The 15,269-nt window shown below is 65.4% G+C and carries 14 protein-coding genes; 8 read left to right on the top strand and 6 right to left on the bottom strand.

Features of this window, described 5'->3' with window-relative positions:
• Window positions 1-84 precede the first annotated feature (84 nt).
• From FB473_RS15270 to ilvD, 3 genes are all read left to right on the top strand, one after another.
• Window positions 85-582 (top strand): MarR family transcriptional regulator, encoded by a 498-nt coding sequence (locus FB473_RS15270; protein ID WP_167170748.1) that lies wholly within the window; start codon window positions 85-87, stop codon window positions 580-582.
• 56 nt (window positions 583-638) lie between these two features.
• Entirely contained in the window at window positions 639-2,411 is a 1,773-nt protein-coding gene (locus tag FB473_RS15265) for an MDR family MFS transporter (protein ID WP_167170745.1), read from the top strand.
• A gap of 299 nt (window positions 2,412-2,710) precedes the next feature.
• Complete coding sequence (gene ilvD / locus FB473_RS15260) at window positions 2,711-4,555, top strand: dihydroxy-acid dehydratase (protein WP_167170742.1); 1,845 nt, start codon at window positions 2,711-2,713, stop codon at window positions 4,553-4,555.
• Window positions 4,556-4,615: 60 nt separating this feature from the next.
• Here the strand turns inward: ilvD and FB473_RS15255 are convergent, their stop codons facing one another.
• The 4 genes from FB473_RS15255 to FB473_RS15240 form a co-directional block, all read right to left on the bottom strand.
• Window positions 4,616-5,446, bottom strand: coding sequence for a DeoR family transcriptional regulator (locus FB473_RS15255; RefSeq protein WP_167170739.1), 831 nt, complete (start codon window positions 5,444-5,446; stop codon window positions 4,616-4,618).
• A 115-nt stretch (window positions 5,447-5,561) separates the two neighbouring features.
• Window positions 5,562-6,590, bottom strand: coding sequence for a 4-hydroxythreonine-4-phosphate dehydrogenase PdxA (gene pdxA, locus FB473_RS15250; RefSeq protein ID WP_167170736.1), 1,029 nt, complete (start codon window positions 6,588-6,590; stop codon window positions 5,562-5,564).
• The gene (locus tag FB473_RS15245) at window positions 6,587-7,987 is read right to left on the bottom strand and encodes a four-carbon acid sugar kinase family protein (RefSeq protein ID WP_167170732.1); all 1,401 of its coding nucleotides are present in this window, start codon (window positions 7,985-7,987) and stop codon (window positions 6,587-6,589) included. Before FB473_RS15245 ends, pdxA begins: the two co-directional genes overlap by 4 nt.
• Window positions 7,984-9,333 (bottom strand): MFS transporter, encoded by a 1,350-nt coding sequence (locus FB473_RS15240; RefSeq protein WP_167170729.1) that lies wholly within the window; start codon window positions 9,331-9,333, stop codon window positions 7,984-7,986. Before FB473_RS15240 ends, FB473_RS15245 begins: the two co-directional genes overlap by 4 nt.
• A 394-nt stretch (window positions 9,334-9,727) precedes the next feature.
• Between FB473_RS15240 and FB473_RS15235 the strand changes: the two genes are divergently transcribed.
• The 5 genes from FB473_RS15235 to FB473_RS18520 all read left to right on the top strand — a co-directional run bounded on the left by FB473_RS15235 (window position 9,728) and on the right by FB473_RS18520 (window position 13,084).
• A complete protein-coding gene (locus FB473_RS15235) occupies window positions 9,728-10,642 on the top strand; it encodes a sugar-binding transcriptional regulator (RefSeq protein WP_167170726.1) in 915 nt (304 codons plus the stop codon).
• 55 nt (window positions 10,643-10,697) lie between these two features.
• Entirely contained in the window at window positions 10,698-11,192 is a 495-nt protein-coding gene (locus FB473_RS15230; protein WP_167170722.1) for a WXG100-like domain-containing protein, read from the top strand.
• 373 nt (window positions 11,193-11,565) lie between these two features.
• Window positions 11,566-11,862: a TNT domain-containing protein gene (locus tag FB473_RS18635; protein WP_167171126.1), complete on the top strand. Its 297-nt coding sequence runs from the start codon at window positions 11,566-11,568 to the stop codon at window positions 11,860-11,862.
• Window positions 11,863-11,874: 12 nt separating this feature from the next.
• Window positions 11,875-12,276, top strand: a complete 402-nt coding sequence (locus FB473_RS15220) for a hypothetical protein (protein WP_167170719.1) — start codon at window positions 11,875-11,877, stop codon at window positions 12,274-12,276.
• Window positions 12,277-12,349: 73 nt separating this feature from the next.
• On the top strand, window positions 12,350-13,084 hold the full coding sequence (locus tag FB473_RS18520; RefSeq protein ID WP_167170715.1) for a glycohydrolase toxin TNT-related protein: 735 nt from the start codon (window positions 12,350-12,352) through the stop codon (window positions 13,082-13,084).
• Window positions 13,085-13,139: 55 nt separating this feature from the next.
• Here the strand turns inward: FB473_RS18520 and FB473_RS15210 are convergent, their stop codons facing one another.
• Together FB473_RS15210 and FB473_RS15205 are read right to left on the bottom strand one after the other, a co-directional pair.
• On the bottom strand, window positions 13,140-14,054 hold the full coding sequence (locus FB473_RS15210; RefSeq protein WP_167170712.1) for an SMP-30/gluconolactonase/LRE family protein: 915 nt from the start codon (window positions 14,052-14,054) through the stop codon (window positions 13,140-13,142).
• Window positions 14,055-14,221: 167 nt separating this feature from the next.
• Entirely contained in the window at window positions 14,222-15,157 is a 936-nt protein-coding gene (locus FB473_RS15205) for a type IV toxin-antitoxin system AbiEi family antitoxin domain-containing protein (RefSeq protein ID WP_167170709.1), read from the bottom strand.
• Window positions 15,158-15,269 lie beyond the last annotated feature (112 nt).

Raw genomic sequence — 15,269 nt, 5'->3', positions numbered from 1 at the left:
TGCGGCGACGATTTCTGGACGCTCTGACGGCGGTTTGGGTGGCGGGCTAATATTTGCATGCTGCATACATCTAAGGAGTACCGCGTGACCCACCGCCCACAGATCGCCCAACTCGCCTCCGACTTCACGAGGCTGAGCAAGGCGTTCTCCGCACTGCGGCAGATCGAGCCGCTGCTGCCGGGCGGGGTCGAGGCATCGGCGATCCCGATCCTGTTCAAGCTGTCCAACGGCCCGCTCCGGGTCGGTCAGCTCGCACACCTGCTGCACTCGGACATCTCGACGGTCAGCCGCCAGACCAGCTCGCTGGTGGCCCGCGGACTGGTCGCCAAGACCCGGGACAGCGACGACGGCCGCGTCCAGCAACTCGCCCTCACCGACCAGGGCGTCGAACTGGCCGGCGCACTCCGCGAGCAGCGCTGCCATCTGCTCGACCTGCTGCTCGCCGAATGGCCGGACGACGAGCTCGACTCCGCCGCACAGGCGGTGCACCGCCTGGCCGATGCGATCGAATCCATGCTGCGCGACCCCCAGCGCCGGCAGGTGCTCGAGGACGGGATCGCCGGCCTCGCGTCAGATCGCTGACCGGGCACCCACGAGCATCACTGACAACCACCCACGAGCAAGAAGGTCTCCACCCTATGTCCGACCCTGCGGTCGATACCCGGCCCACCACCGGCCAACTCACACATGCGCAGATTCTCACCATTCTCGCCGGGCTGCTCATGGGCATGTTCCTCGCGAGTCTCGACCAGACCATCGTGTCCACCTCGATCCGCACGATCGCGGACGATCTGCACGGTCTGGACGCCCAGGCCTGGGTGACGACGGCCTACCTGATCACGTCCACGATCACCACTCCGCTGTACGGCAAGCTCTCCGACATCTACGGCCGTAAGGGCTTCTTCCTCGCCGCGATCGTGATCTTCATCGTCGGGTCGGCGCTCAGCTCCTCGTCCATCTCGATGATCGAGTTGGCGGGCTTCCGTGCCCTTCAGGGAGTCGGGGCCGGCGGTCTGTTCTCGCTGGCGCTGGCGATCATCGGCGACATCGTGGCCCCGCGCGAACGCGCCCGATACCAGGGTTACATCGTCGCGGTGTTCGGCACCTCCAGCGTTATCGGCCCCCTGGTGGGCGGGTTCTTCGCCGAGCACGCGCAGATCCTGGGCATCGCGGGCTGGCGCTGGGTGTTCCTCATCAACGTCCCTCTGGGCCTGGCCGCCCTGTTCGTCGTCTTCAAGACCCTGCATGTGCCCCAGGTGCGGCTCAACCACCGGGTCGACTGGTGGGGTGCCGGCGCTCTGATGCTCGGGGTGACCCCGCTGCTGATCGTCGCCGAGCAAGGCCGCGACTGGGGCTGGACCTCGCCGGGATCGCTCGTGTGCTACATCGTCGGAGCCGTGGGGATCGTCTTGTTCGTGACCATCGAACACCTGATGGGCGACGAGGCACTGCTACCGCTGCGCCTGTTCCGGATCCGCGCGATGACGGTCGACGTCATCGGGTCGGTGGTGATCGGTGTCGGGATGTTCGGCGGGATGATGGTGCTTCCCCTGTACCTGCAGATCGTCCACAACGCCTCACCCATGCAGGCCGGGCTCATGATGACCCCGATGGTGCTGGGCACGGCCATCTCGTCGGTGACCGCGGGTCAGATCACCTCCCGCACCGGGGTCATCCGCATCTTCCCGATCATCGGGGTCGGTGTGCTGGCCGTGTTCGCCTTCCTCCTGTCGACGATCACAGCGGACACCCCGTTGCCCCTGGTCATGATCGCCATGTTCGGCCTCGGCCTGGGAGTGGGCCTGTGCAACCAGCCGATGACGCTGATAGCCCAGAACGCCGTCCGGCCCACCGAGATCGGCGTCGCGACGAGCACCGTCACGTTCTTCCGGCAGATGGGCGGCACCATCGGCGTCGCGACGTTCCTGTCGATGCTGTTCTCCAGCGTGGGCACCAACATCACTACCGCCCTGGTGGCGGCTTCCCGCGACGCGGGGTTCGTCCAGGCCGTGAAGTCCGCGGCTGCCGACCCGACGCTGATGGGTGACCCCGACGTGAACGCGATCATCACCGGGTTGATCGATCCCAGCCAGGCCGCCGGGCTGAGCCAGGTGACCAAGGACTCGTCCGTGCTGACACGCCTGCCCGACGCGATCGCCCACCCCTTCCAGGTCGGGTTCGCCACGTCCATCAGCACGGTGTTCCTCGCCGCGGGCATCGTCGCGGTGGTCGGCCTGATCGTGCTGCTGTTCATGCCGAGGATCGAGTTGCGGCGCACCGCGCCGGCCGCCCAGGCGCTGGCGGACGCGCAGTCCGACGCCGTCGAGGCGAGCCCGGCCGCCGCCGGCATCGTGGACGACCGGGGCGAGGATCCCGAGACCCCCTCGGACGAGGAGGTCGCCCGGCTCTAGGGATACGCTGACCACCGATCCCTGAGCCTGTCGAAGGCCCCTGAGCCTGTCGAAGGGTCGCGGAGCCTGTCGAAGGCCCCTGAGCCTGTCGAAGGTCCCTGAGCCTGTCGAAGGGTCGCGGAACTTGATCAACGGTCCCTGAGCCTGTCGAAGGGTCGCGGAACTGCCGTCCGGAAACGGTGCTTCGACGGGCTCAGCCAGCGTTGCCCGCATTGATCAGCGGTTCCCCACAGGCCACGGTGCCCGACCGTCATCGGGCACGCACTAGGCTTGGTGGGTAGCTCTTCGAGGAGGAACACATGCCGGAACTGCGTTCCCGCACCACCATCGACGGTCGCAACATGGCCGGCGCCCGCGCCCTGTGGCGCGCGACCGGTCTTGCCACCGAGGATTTCGGCAAGCCGATCGTCGCGGTCGCCAATTCGTTCACCCAGTTCGTCCCCGGGCACGTCGGCCTGCGTGACGTGGGGACGATCGTCGCCGAGGCGGTCAAGCAGGCGGGCGGGGTGGCGCGCGAGTTCAGCACGATCGCGGTGGACGACGGCATCGCCATGGGCCACGACGGCATGCTCTACTCGCTGCCCAGCCGTGAGATCATCGCCGACTCGGTCGAGTACATGGTCAACGCCCACAAGGCCGACGCGCTGGTGTGCATCAGCAACTGCGACAAGATCACCCCGGGCATGCTGCTCGCGGCCCTGCGCCTCAACATCCCGACGATCTTCGTCTCGGGCGGGGCCATGGAATCCGGTCGTCCCATCACGAAGGACGACGGCACCACCAGCCATCGCCTCGACCTCATCGATGCCATGAGCGCAGCAGCCGATCCCACGGTCTCGGACGACGAGCTGCTGCGCATGGAACAGGCCGCCTGCCCCACCTGCGGGTCGTGCTCGGGCATGTTCACCGCCAACTCGATGAACTGCCTCACCGAGGCGCTCGGCCTGTCGCTCCCGGGCAACGGGACGACGCTGTCGACCCACGCCTACCGCAAGGAACTGTTCACCGACGCCGGGCGGCGCATCGTCGAACTGGCGAACCGCTGGTACCGCGACGACGACGCGTCCGTGCTCCCGTTGTCGATCGCGACCCGCGACGCCTTCCGCAACGCGATGACCATGGACATCGCGATGGGTGGCTCGACCAACACGATCCTGCACCTGCTCGCGGCCGCACAGGAGGCCCGCGTCGACTTCACGCAGGACGACATCGACGAGCTGAGCCGCCGGGTGCCCTGCATCTGCAAGGTCGCCCCGAACACCAAGAACTACTTCATCGAGGACGTGCACCGCGCCGGCGGCATCCCCGCCATCCTGGGTGAGCTCAACCGCGCCGGGCTGCTGTCGACCGGCGTCCGCTCGGTGCACCACGACGATCTGCAGGGCTTCCTGGACGACTGGGACGTCCGCGGCGGCAAGGCCACCGACACCGCGGTGCGTCTCTTCCACGCGGCTCCGGGTGGCGTCCGCACCACCGAGATGTTCTCGACGACGAACACATGGCCGCAACTCGACCTGGACGACGCCGGCGGCTGCATCCGCAGTGTCGCCCACGCCTACACGGTCGACGGCGGGCTGGCCGTGTTGCGCGGCAACATCGCCGAGGACGGCTGCGTGGTCAAGACGGCCGGCGTCCCCGAGGCGCAGTGGGTCTTCCGCGGGCCGGCGAAGGTCACGGAGAGCCAGGAGGAGGCCGTGGAGGCCATCCTCGGCGGACGCATCGTCCCCGGTGACGTGGTCGTCGTCCGCTACGAGGGCCCGAAGGGCGGCCCCGGCATGCAGGAGATGCTCTACCCCACCAGCTATCTGAAGGGCACCGGGCTCGGCCCGAAGTGCGCGCTGATCACCGACGGCCGGTTCTCGGGCGGCTCCTCGGGCCTGTCGATCGGCCACGTCTCACCGGAGGCGGCATCCGGCGGGACGATCGGGCTGGTCGCCGACGGCGACATCATCGCGATCGACATCCCCGCCCGCACGATCACTCTCGAGGTGGACGACGAGGAACTCGCCCGGCGGCGTGCCGCACGCGACGAGCAGGGCTGGCGTCCGGCCAACCGCGACCGAGTCGTCGGGAATGCGCTGAAGATCTTCGCATCGCTGGCGCAGAGCGCTGACAAGGGGGCCGCTCGCCGGCAGCTGGACTGACAAGGCTCCGGCTGGTCTCAGCACCTGGCCGTGCCGGGGGGCATGCGGCCCGATCGAGTCTCAGACCGGGTCCGCATCCGGTGCGACGACGATGACCGGATCCGCACCTTCGGCCCTCAAGCCGGCGAGGAGTTCGCGATTCACCCCGTCATCGGTGATGAGGCCCCAGTGGGAGGGCAGCGGCGACCAGAACGGATAGGCGTCGTTGGCCACGATCTTGGTGGAGTCGGCGATGACGTAGATCTCCCGAGCCTGCTGCATCATCATCGACTTCAGCCGGGCCTGGTCGTAGGTGAGGGAAGCGATCCCCCGATGCGGGCTCACGTGCACCGCGCCGAGAAAGGCGTAGTCGGCACGGACGCGTCCGATCATGGCCTCCGCCTCGCCCCCGCAGATCGTTCCGTTCGATCCGCGGAGATAGCCGCCGAGCACCATGACCTGGACGTGGTCCTGGACCGCGAGCCTGTTGATGGCGCGGATCCCGTTGGTCACCACGGTCAGCGACAGGCGGTTGCCCATCTCCACGGCGACCTGTTCGGCGGTCGACCCGGCATCGAGGATGACCAGGTCGCCGTCGGACAGCAACCCGACCGCGGTACGGGCGATGGCGTTCTTCTGCCTTGCGGCGCTGCGCTCCCGGGACCCCATCGCGATCTCGCGACGCGTCGGGGCGACCGAGACGCCGCCGTACGTTCGCGAGACGGCGTCCTTCTCCTGGAGAAGGGCCAGGTCGCGGCGCACGGTCGCGATCGACACTCCGAGCGCCTCGGCGAGTTCGCGATTGCGTATGTTTCCCGTGTCCGGATCGCTAAGGATCCGCACGATGCGCTCGCGACGCAGTTCGCCCTTCCCCGCTCGGCGGCGAAGGGGTTTCCTGCTCAGTTGGCTCACGTGCGCCATGGTAGATGAACATCCTCCATCACTTGGGAACACGTGCCCGTGAGCCGCTCGGGCCGAAGCGCGAGGACGGAGGACAATCGCGACACCGTCCGCCCTCGCGCCCTCACTACCGGGGCATCGCCTCCCGATCGATCTTGCGCTGAGCGAACTCCGCGCACACTCTGGTGGCCTCGATCATCGAGCGACCGTTCGCCAGCCCCTTGCCTGCGATGTCGAAAGCAGTGCCGTGGTCCACGGAGCTTCGCATGAACGGCAGTCCCAGGGTCAGCGTGACCGCCTTTTCGAAGTCCAGGGTCTTGCAGGCGATGTGGCCCTGGTCGTGATACAGCGACAGGATGCAATCGTGGTGGCCGTCGAGCCCGAATGCGAAGACCGAGTCGGCGGGCAACGGCCCGCGCGCGTTGATGCCTTTGGCCTTGGCCTCCTCGACCGCTGGGATGAGCGCATCGATCTCCTCGGTCCCGAACATGCCCGCCTCACCACCGTGCGGGTTCAGCGCGGCGACCGCGATGGACGGGTTGTCGAAACCGATCCGGCGCATCTCGGTGTCGATGTCCTCCACGAAACGCAGGACGTTTTCCTTCGTCACCAGGTCGCAGGCCTGACGCAGGGACACATGGCGGCTCAGGAAGAAGACCCGCAACTTGTGCACGTGGAACATCGTCAGCGCGTGAGCGGAGCCTGTGAGCTTCTCGTAGATCTCGGTGTGGCCGACGTAGGGGATGTCGGCCAGCTTGAGTGCCCCCTTGTTGATCGGAGCGGTCGACACCGCGTCGATCCTTCCCGCCAGCCCCAACTCGATCGAGGACACCAGGTACGAGTAGGCCTGCTCGGCCGCGATCCTCTGAACCTTTCCGAACTCGATCTCCGCGTCCGAGTGGACCCCCGTGTCGAGCAGATCGATGGTGCCGCTGGTGAACAGCGCTTCCTCCGGGCCGGATATCTCATGAATGGTCACCTGTTTACCGGCGATGCTCGCTGCTGTCTCGAGCGCCTTCCTGTTGCCGATGGCGAACGGCTTGCTGACCTCGTAGATCGTGGGCTCGAGCAACGTGTCGAGGACGATCTCCGGGCCTATTCCCGCAGGGTCACCCAGTGTCAGGGCGGTTATGGGCAGTCGGGCATCGGATGTCATGAAACCTTCCTTTCATCGAAGAGTCGATTGACGATGTGGATCGCGGTGAGTGGGCCGCCGGTCAGGCCACCTTTGCCGACCACGGGCAGCCCTGCGAAAGGGCCGCCCACGATGCGGCCCTGGTCGGCCTGGGGAATGACGTAACCTTCGAGCGACAGCCCCTTGGCCTCCATGGCGTGACAGGTGTTGACCATGACGTCACCCCCCGTGAAGTACGTACCCGCGAGGCGCGCGCCACCGATGCGGTCGATCACCTCCCGCCCGATCTGCCCCAGACGGGCGGCGACGTTCGCGGCACCGACACCGCGCTCGATCCCTGCCTCCGTCTCGATGCGATCGATGTCGACGAGGCAACCGGTGAGCGAGGACTCCAGGCCCACGACCACGACCCGCGGAGGCCGCGACTCATCCCACGAACGATCGAGTTCTGCCAGGACGCGCTCGGATTCCTCGCGAAGCCGCTGCCCGCCGCAGACGAGCGGGGCGATCCGCACGCTGAGCGCCACGGAGCCCTCCTGATCGAGAAGCGACCTCATCTGCGTGTTGGTCACCGCCGTCGCGGAGCCGACGACGACCACCGCCGTGCCCCGTTCGTAAGGCTGTGGTTCTGTGCGCAAAGGCGGCTTGTCGACCTTCGCGTGCGTCGTGATGCCGCTGGCCAGCGCGAATGCCTGGGTGAACGGCCCCGGATCGACGCACACGACCTTCCACCCCAGGCCGACGAGCACCCGGGCGATGAGTTCCACATCGGCCAACGACGCAGCGTCGGCGAGGAAGACGCGGCACCCCTGCGAACGTGCCTCGGTGAATCGGCGGATCAGGGACTGCTCCCCGCCGAGCACGTCGCAGATGGAGATGTGCTCGAGTTCCTGCGTGAGCTGCGAGCCGATCAGGGTCGGCAGGTGGGACTCGTGCACCGGCGTACGCACGTCGGTGGCCACGCCTGTGAATTCCAGCATCACCGAGTCGATGAGAGAGTAGCCCCCCACCACGATCCTCTTCGACTGCGGCATCGCGGGGACGAGGACCGCGACGTAGTCCTCGTCCAACTGCGAGAGCATTCCCTCGACCTCGTACCCGATCCCCCCGCGCGACGTGGTGTCGGTGCGTTTGGAGAACAAAGTCGCCCCCGCCTCGAGAAGCGACCTGGTGGCCGCCGCGACCCGCACACGCGCCTCCTCCGGAAGCAGCGCGCGCGAGTCGGTCGAGACGACGACCGCGTCGTAGCCCGAGCCCTCGTCGCCTTGGCAGTACGAGGGGTCGAGGAGCACCGCGTTGGAGACTCCGGCGTGTGCGAGCAGCGCAGCCACAGTGGTGGCGCCGGTGACGTCGTCGGCGACGATCCCGAGGTGCGGCGGCATCCGTTCGTCCTTCATGTCTGCGTCCGGGCGGCTCATTCGACCACGAGAGCCTCGGCAGGCTTGACCGCGCGCGGTTCGGTCAGCGAGATGAGCAGGCCGAACGCGATGAGCAGCACGACCACGAAATAGCTGAACGCGATCGAGTAGTTGCCTCCCGTGCTGTCGAGGAGCATGCCGACGATGATCGGGGCGAAGAACCCGCCCAGGTTGCCACCGGAGTTGATGAGCGAGATGGCGAACGGGTAGGTCTTTGCCGTGGTCAGGCCCATGGCGTATGCGGTGAACATCGGCCAGCCCACGTTGAGGAAGAAGCCCGTGAGCACCAGGGACCCGACGACCAGGAACGTGTTCTGGGGCACGGTCAGGACGACGACGAACATGACCGCGGTGAAGAACGCGGTCAGCAGCATCGTCGGCTTGCGACGGCCCTGGAAGACGCGGTCCGAGATCACGCCGCCGGTGAGGGCTCCGACGAGACCGCCGATGGCCGGGGCGGAAGCGACGAACCCCATCTTGACGAAGTCGTAGCCGCGTTCTGCGACCAGGTAGGAGGGAATCCAGGTGAGCATCCCGTAGAGGACGTTGTTCATGAAGAAGTAGGCCAGGGTGTCTCCCCAGACGTTCCACGACTTCATCACCGAGCCGTTCGTGGACAGCGGGACGGTGTTGCGGCGGCGGATGACGCGGTCGACCGATGCCATCCAGGGACGCTCCACGACGGCTTTGGACGCGGCCGCGTCCGTGGCGCTGATGTGGCTGAGCTCGGCCTGGTTGACGCGTCTGCTCTCCGAGGGGAAGTTGCGGACGACCAGGTACCAGACCACCGCCATGATCGCGCCGGGGATCGCCAGGCAGATGAAGACGGAGCGCCAACCCCATTGCGTCGCGAGGAGGACGACGATCGGGGGGACGATGACGGGCGCGAACTGGGTCGAGGCGATGTAGAGGCCCGTAGCCGTTCCCTTCTCCTTCGGAGGGAACCAGTTGTTGATCGTGGAGGTCATGCCGACCGGCGTGGGACCCTCGGCCAGACCCAGCAGGAGCCGCAGGACGAGCAGCATGACGGCGGTCGTCGTGAACCCCATGAGGAAGGTGACGATCGAGAACCCGAAGATGGCCCAGGAGACGAGCTTTCGCGTGCCTGTGCGCCCCATGATGAGGCCGGCGGGAATCTGGGACACCGCGTACCCGAGGAAGAAGAAACTCGAGATGGCTCCCTGCTGCGTGTTGGAGATGTGGAACTCGTCGCCGATGAACGGCAACAGGGTCCCGATGTTCGAACGGTCTGCCATGCAGACGACGTACCCGACGAAGATCGTCGCCATGACGACCCAGCGGTAGCGAGTCGGCCTTCCAGTCGTGGGGCCGTTTATCTGATTCATGTGATCCCCCTTGATCCACCGTGAATGTGTCGATGATCGCCCGGCATGGAGCCGGGTGGTACTCCGGGTCGTGACCCGGAAAGGTTTGCTGCGCAGTCGTCGTCCAAGTCGGATCGCACCGATCCCGTACTGGCACGCGACCAGCGAAGCACTCGTTGAGCGAACCGTGCGTATTTCGCTCATTCTTGCAGTCAATATGATCGACATGCCAATCATGTCGACAAGCATGAGACTCTGTGGCAAGATGAGGACGCGGCCGATCGCAGGTCTCAGTGCGCCTGCAATATCCGCCATTGGCAAGGAATTTTTCTCACATCGGTCTCGCATCAGCATCACGGGAGATGCAGCAATGACACATCCGAGCCATCCGCGCGCCGAAACCACGACTTCTAGAATGATCGAAGTCGCTCATCTCTATTGGACGGATGGGGCGAAGATCGACGAGATCGCCGACCGCCTGCGCCTGTCCAGGTCCACGATCTCGCGCATCCTGTCCCGGGCGCGGGAGGAGGGCGTCGTGACATTCCACGTCCACGACGGCTCGGAGACCCTCTGCGAACATCTTGCGCACGCATTCGGAGTCAGCGCGGTGGTGATCCCGACCCCGGAAGGAACTCCACCGAGAGCCCGCGTCGACACGGTGATCCGTGCGGCGGCCTCCACCCTGACGGACCACCTGACCTCAGGAGTGGGCCTGGCGGTCTCCTGGGGAACCATGGCAGACGCTCTGGCTCGCTGTTTCCACTCCGACGGGCTGGAAGGATTGCGGCTGGTCCATGCCCACGGGCCAGGCGACAGCCGCGGAGGCGGGTACGCCACAGCATCCGACAGCCTCGGACGTCTCGCCACCGCCTGCAACGGGATTTCCCTCCCGCTGCCGCTGCCCGCGTTCTTCGACTCCGCGGCGACCCGTCGGATGGTCTTCGAGGAAGGTGCGATCAGACGCCTGCTGTGGACGCGGAACCACGCACACGTCCTGGTCGCGTCGGTCGGTGCGCTCGGCGGGCGCCAACCCGGTGACCTCTACCGCGGAGCCCACCTCTCGACCCGGGAATGCACGGAACTCGTCCGCGAAGGAGTCGTCGGTGACGTCGCAGGTCGTCTCTTGCGGGCAGACGGGACCAGCACGGAGATCCCCGCGAACGAACGCTCCACTGCCATGACGGTTCACGAGTTGCGATCGATCCCCGTCCGCATCGTCATCGCACACGACCCCTCCTCGGTACCGGTCCTGGAGGCAGCCCTCAAGGCGCAGATCCCCACGCATCTGGTCGTCGACGGAACTACCGCGCGCGCCCTCCTGAGATGACCCCGCCCGAGGAAACGAACATCGCGCTCGCCGACAAGATCACCGGAAGACTGTGATGGCGATCATGCTGCCGGGCGACCTCGCCCACTTTCTGCAGTTGCTGGGCTTCGACTGGCCCGAGGGCAATGAGGACGACGTGTTCGGCTACGGCAACGCCTGGACCGGATTCGCGAACAACCTGGCGCACGCGTCCAGCACAAGCTCACAAACAGCCCGCGAAGTGGTGTCCGTCAACCAGGGCATCGGCATCGATGCCTTCCATCAAGCAATGGACAAGAACGACAGCCCAGTCAACACCGCCCAAGACATGTCGCTCGGCGTCTCGATCGGAGGCGGCGTCCTGTTCCTCATGGCCGGGGCAATCGTCGCGCTCAAGGTGGCCGTTGTCATCCAACTCGTTCAGTTCGCCATCACCGTGGCAGAGGCCATCGCCGCCGCGGTACCGACGGCCGGTGCCTCTCTGGCACTCATACCCGTAGCCAGGATCGCCGCGGGCAAGGCGATCGAGTTCGCGATCAACTTGGCCATCGAGAAGGTGCTGGGCCAGTGACGGTCAAACCCCCCAAAGGCATCAGCAAGGAACTGGTCAGAGGCGTCGCGAAATCTGTCGGTATGGACGACCTCATTCGGCCGGCTGAACAAGTGATTGCTGACAGCAGCGAGAAGGTCACCAAAGACGCGGCCGAGGATCTCAGCAGCCAGGTCACCGAAGCCGTGTCCAAGGAAGCCGTTGAGACTACGGCGAAAGAAACGACCGAAAACTACAAGCAACAGATAATCGAATGGGTTCACGACGCACCCGACGGCTACAAACCGTTTGGGGATCTCACACCGGAGGATTTCTTCGATAAGTACTTCGATGGAATAGATGGCAATGGCGTTCCCGGTGGAAATGGCCAGATGCGCCCAACGGTTTCGACGGGATCCCGATTCCGAACACGCTTCAGCCAGGTCAAATCATCGATCGCATCGGGCACAAAGACTATCCCAACGGTAACTTTGCGGCGCCCGTGGACACTCCCTTCGACGCGAGAGCCCTTCCTCCTGACCGACTGGGGCCGGATTACGTCACAACCAGATACGAAGTTGTCGCACAACCGCTGCCAGAAGTCCGTCAAGGCCCGATAATGCCGTGGTTCGAGCAGCTTGGCGGCGGAACGCAGTACTTCTTTCCCGCAGGGATTCAAGATGCCGTCGAAAAGGCTACCTGCGGATCGTGAAAGGATGAGACCGTGGTTTTCGAAGAACTGATCCAACGTCTGGAGGCATCCGGCAGGGACGCCGCCAAGACGGCTGCCTGGCGTGTGGGGGACGACTGGCCAGCCTGGCATGTGGAGTACAGCATCATGACGCAAGATGGCCACTACGTCGTTGCTTCGCTCGTCAACGACCGCAGCAACGGTACCGTTCTGCTCAACAAGCACAATCTGTCCGATGGCACCGAATCGCCGTACTTCGACACCGCCGACCAAGCCTGCGACTGGATCTGGGAACGAGTCAACAACCCCGCCTTTATCCCGCAACCCGCTCCGAAGCGAACCCCCGAGCAGATCGAGGAGCATCGCAGACGCGTCATGGAAGACATCGAACGCAATCGCCGGGCGTTCAAAGAGACCCACCAGCAACAAGACTGACTTTTCCCTCCGAGCACGCTGCTCGGAGGTTCCGCGTCCGGTTTGGCGCATCTCCCACCAGGAAAGCCGAGCAGTGAAATACGACGAACTCGTCCAGCACCTCACTACCGCAGGAAACGACGCCGCCCATGTGGTCGCATGGCACGTCGTCGACAGCGTGCCCGACGTTGACGTCCGCTACAACATCGTCATCCACCAGGGGAAACACGCCGTCGTCACCCTCATCACCGATCGCAGCAACGGTACTCCCTTGTTCCACGAACACCCGACACCATCTGGGCCCTGGTCATGGCAGTTCGCCACCGCCGACGACGCCTGCGAATGGATCTGGGAACGGGTCAACGATCACGTCTTCACCCCATCAGGCCCGCAACGAACCCGCGAACAGGCACAGCAGCAGCACGCGAACCAAACCGATCGCGTCGCCCGGGCCCGACAAGCGACCCGTACACATCACCCGGAACAACTCGCCGACTGGCCTCCCGGTTTCATGGGCTACGCCGAGCGACCGCTTTCGAACCAACTGACCCCTGGCGACGTCATCGAACACCTCAGTTTTCGGGGCAAGGATGGCTTCTTCGCGTCACCCGAGGGCACCCCGCTCCAAGAACTCGCCGTGCCTCCGGACCGTCTTGACCCCCGCTACACCACGGTGAAGTATGCGGTCATCCGACACCTTCCAGACACTGTCGTGGAGGGAGTCATCGTCCCCGGGTTCTTCCAGCCCGGCGGAGGATCCCAGTACTACTTCCCCGGTGGCCTTGAGCAGGCTGTCGCACGCGGGTTCTTGAGGGTCATAAGCAACTGACCCCAACGGACGAGGTCCCAGCACCCGTCCCGGGAGCCAGGACCTCGCGGGGCCGCTATGGCCTGGCCGGAACGAGATCCAAACGCGCCGGCGTCTCCGCGCGTCCTGTCGTCCCGGGCCGGAACCGCAGGATCATTCCGGCGTGGGGGCCAGGGTTCTCGCCCCAGTCGGCCGTCGTGACGACCAGTTCGTCGAGGTCAGGCCCGACGAAGGCACAACTGGTCGGGCGCAGCATCGGCGTGTGGAACACATCGAGCACCTCGCCCTCAGGGCTCAGCCGGACGACAGCCGCGCCCTGCCACCGCGCTCCCCAGATACATCCCTCAGCGTCCACACACATCCCATCCGGGTGACCGGGGTAGAAGGCGTCGAGGAAGACTCGCTCCGCACTTGCTTCTCCTCTTTCCAGGTCGTATTCAGCGGTGAAGATCCGGCGCGGTACTCCGGAGTCCGTGTAGTACATGCGCGTGTCGTCCGGGCTCCAGCCAAGGCCGTTCGACGTGCACACACCGTCGAACACCCGTTCAGCGCCCATGGGGGTGAGCCGGTAGACGCTGCCGAGCGGCTCGGTTTCCTTGAGGTCCATCGTGCCGAACCACACGCGGCCCGCTCGATCGCATTTCCCGTCGTTGATGCGGATCCCGGGCCGGGCTTCGGCGATATGGGCCACCGGGGCCACCCGCCCGCTGGCGAGGTCGAGGTGGTAGATGCCATCCGGCTGGCCGACCAGAACGTTGCCGTCGTCCGCAGTCACAGCGAACCCCACCTCGGCCGGAAGTGTCCACTGGCGATGCCCGGAACCCTCCAACGACGCGATGTGGACGATCCGCTCCACGATGTCCACCCACAACAGTTCACCGGACAGGGGCAGCCACAGGGGCCCCTCGACCAACGTCCCAGCAGGAAGCGGGAGCAGATCGTAGTCAGGCGTGTGCTGCCGGGCATTACCCCACAGATCACGTGTCAGCATCATTGGTTCCTCTCGGATCTCGGACTTCCCTCAGCAGTGCGACCGCCAGAACGATCGAGCACGCACGTGTGCAGGCCTCCGGCACAACGAATCGGCTACGGCCCGACCGCGGCGTGGAAGCGGCCTTTGATCATTGGGGTTGATCGTCGGTCGAGTTCGACCCACGATCAACCCCAATGAGTTTTGCACCTCGCACAGAGCGACATCGTCCCGTCCCACCCGAGGCGACACAGCATCTCAGCCACCTGTACGGCCACCCCGCACGGACGCTGCCAGCAGTCATCCCAGCCGTAACGCAGCGTAAGTTCGCCGGCCAACAGATGAGCGTTGTCGCGGTTCATGTCCCGAAACGCACCGGATCCCTGATGACCCGCGCGCCCATCCAACTCGACGATCAGACCGTCGTACCGCACATCTGTGCGGTACTGACCATCGAAGACCTGCCGTCTGCCCCGAGGCAGGCCGTGGGCCCGTTCGACGTCACGGGCGTAGACGTGCTCCAGCTCAGAGTGAATGCCCTCTCGCACGCGCCCGAGTTGGGCTTCGATGCCTCGCCTGCCGGGGACGCGTTCTCTGGCGTCCAGCACTTTGAGCACGGCACCGGGCGAGGTACGCCGACCAGCAACGGCATCAGCGAGCAACCGCGTCTGCTGTGCCGGTTCAGCGATACAAAGATCAACGACCGTAGCCGGCAGCGGAGTCCTCGGAAGAGCGCCTACAGGGCGAGGCATCTCCCTCGTCCGGCGGAAATACCAGGGCCAGCGCTGCCGGAGATGCTGCTCGTGCCGAACAAGCACGGTGATCCGGCCTGGAGCATCATCCACCAGTCCCCAGACATAACCAGCCGCCTGGTCCGCGAGCATGGCATCGCCCCCACCGATCAGGACCCCGGCCCAGGCTCTGGCGTGCCACGACGTCGTCCCGCTGCGAACCGAGTAGATGCCGGGCGCAATACGACTCCATGAGCCTTGGTTGACGAGGCGTTTTATCACTTGATCGGTTAGCCCTCCGCCGAGGGCCTGCGTTCGGGAGATGACGCCCTCCTGGTACTCGGCCAGCTTGACCAGGGGATCGGAGAGTTCTGTTCGTGGGATCACACCCATGGTTGTTGGTGAGCAGAGTCCCGACGAACCATCTTCGCAAAACCTGTGGAAAAACTATTGGGGTTGATCGTGGGTCGAGTTCGACCCACGATCAACCCCAATGATCTGGAAA

Source organism: Brooklawnia cerclae, assembly GCF_011758645.1.
GTDB classification, from domain to species: Bacteria; Actinomycetota; Actinomycetes; order Propionibacteriales; family Propionibacteriaceae; genus Brooklawnia; species Brooklawnia cerclae.
This window is presented reverse-complemented; position numbering and strand designations above follow the sequence as displayed.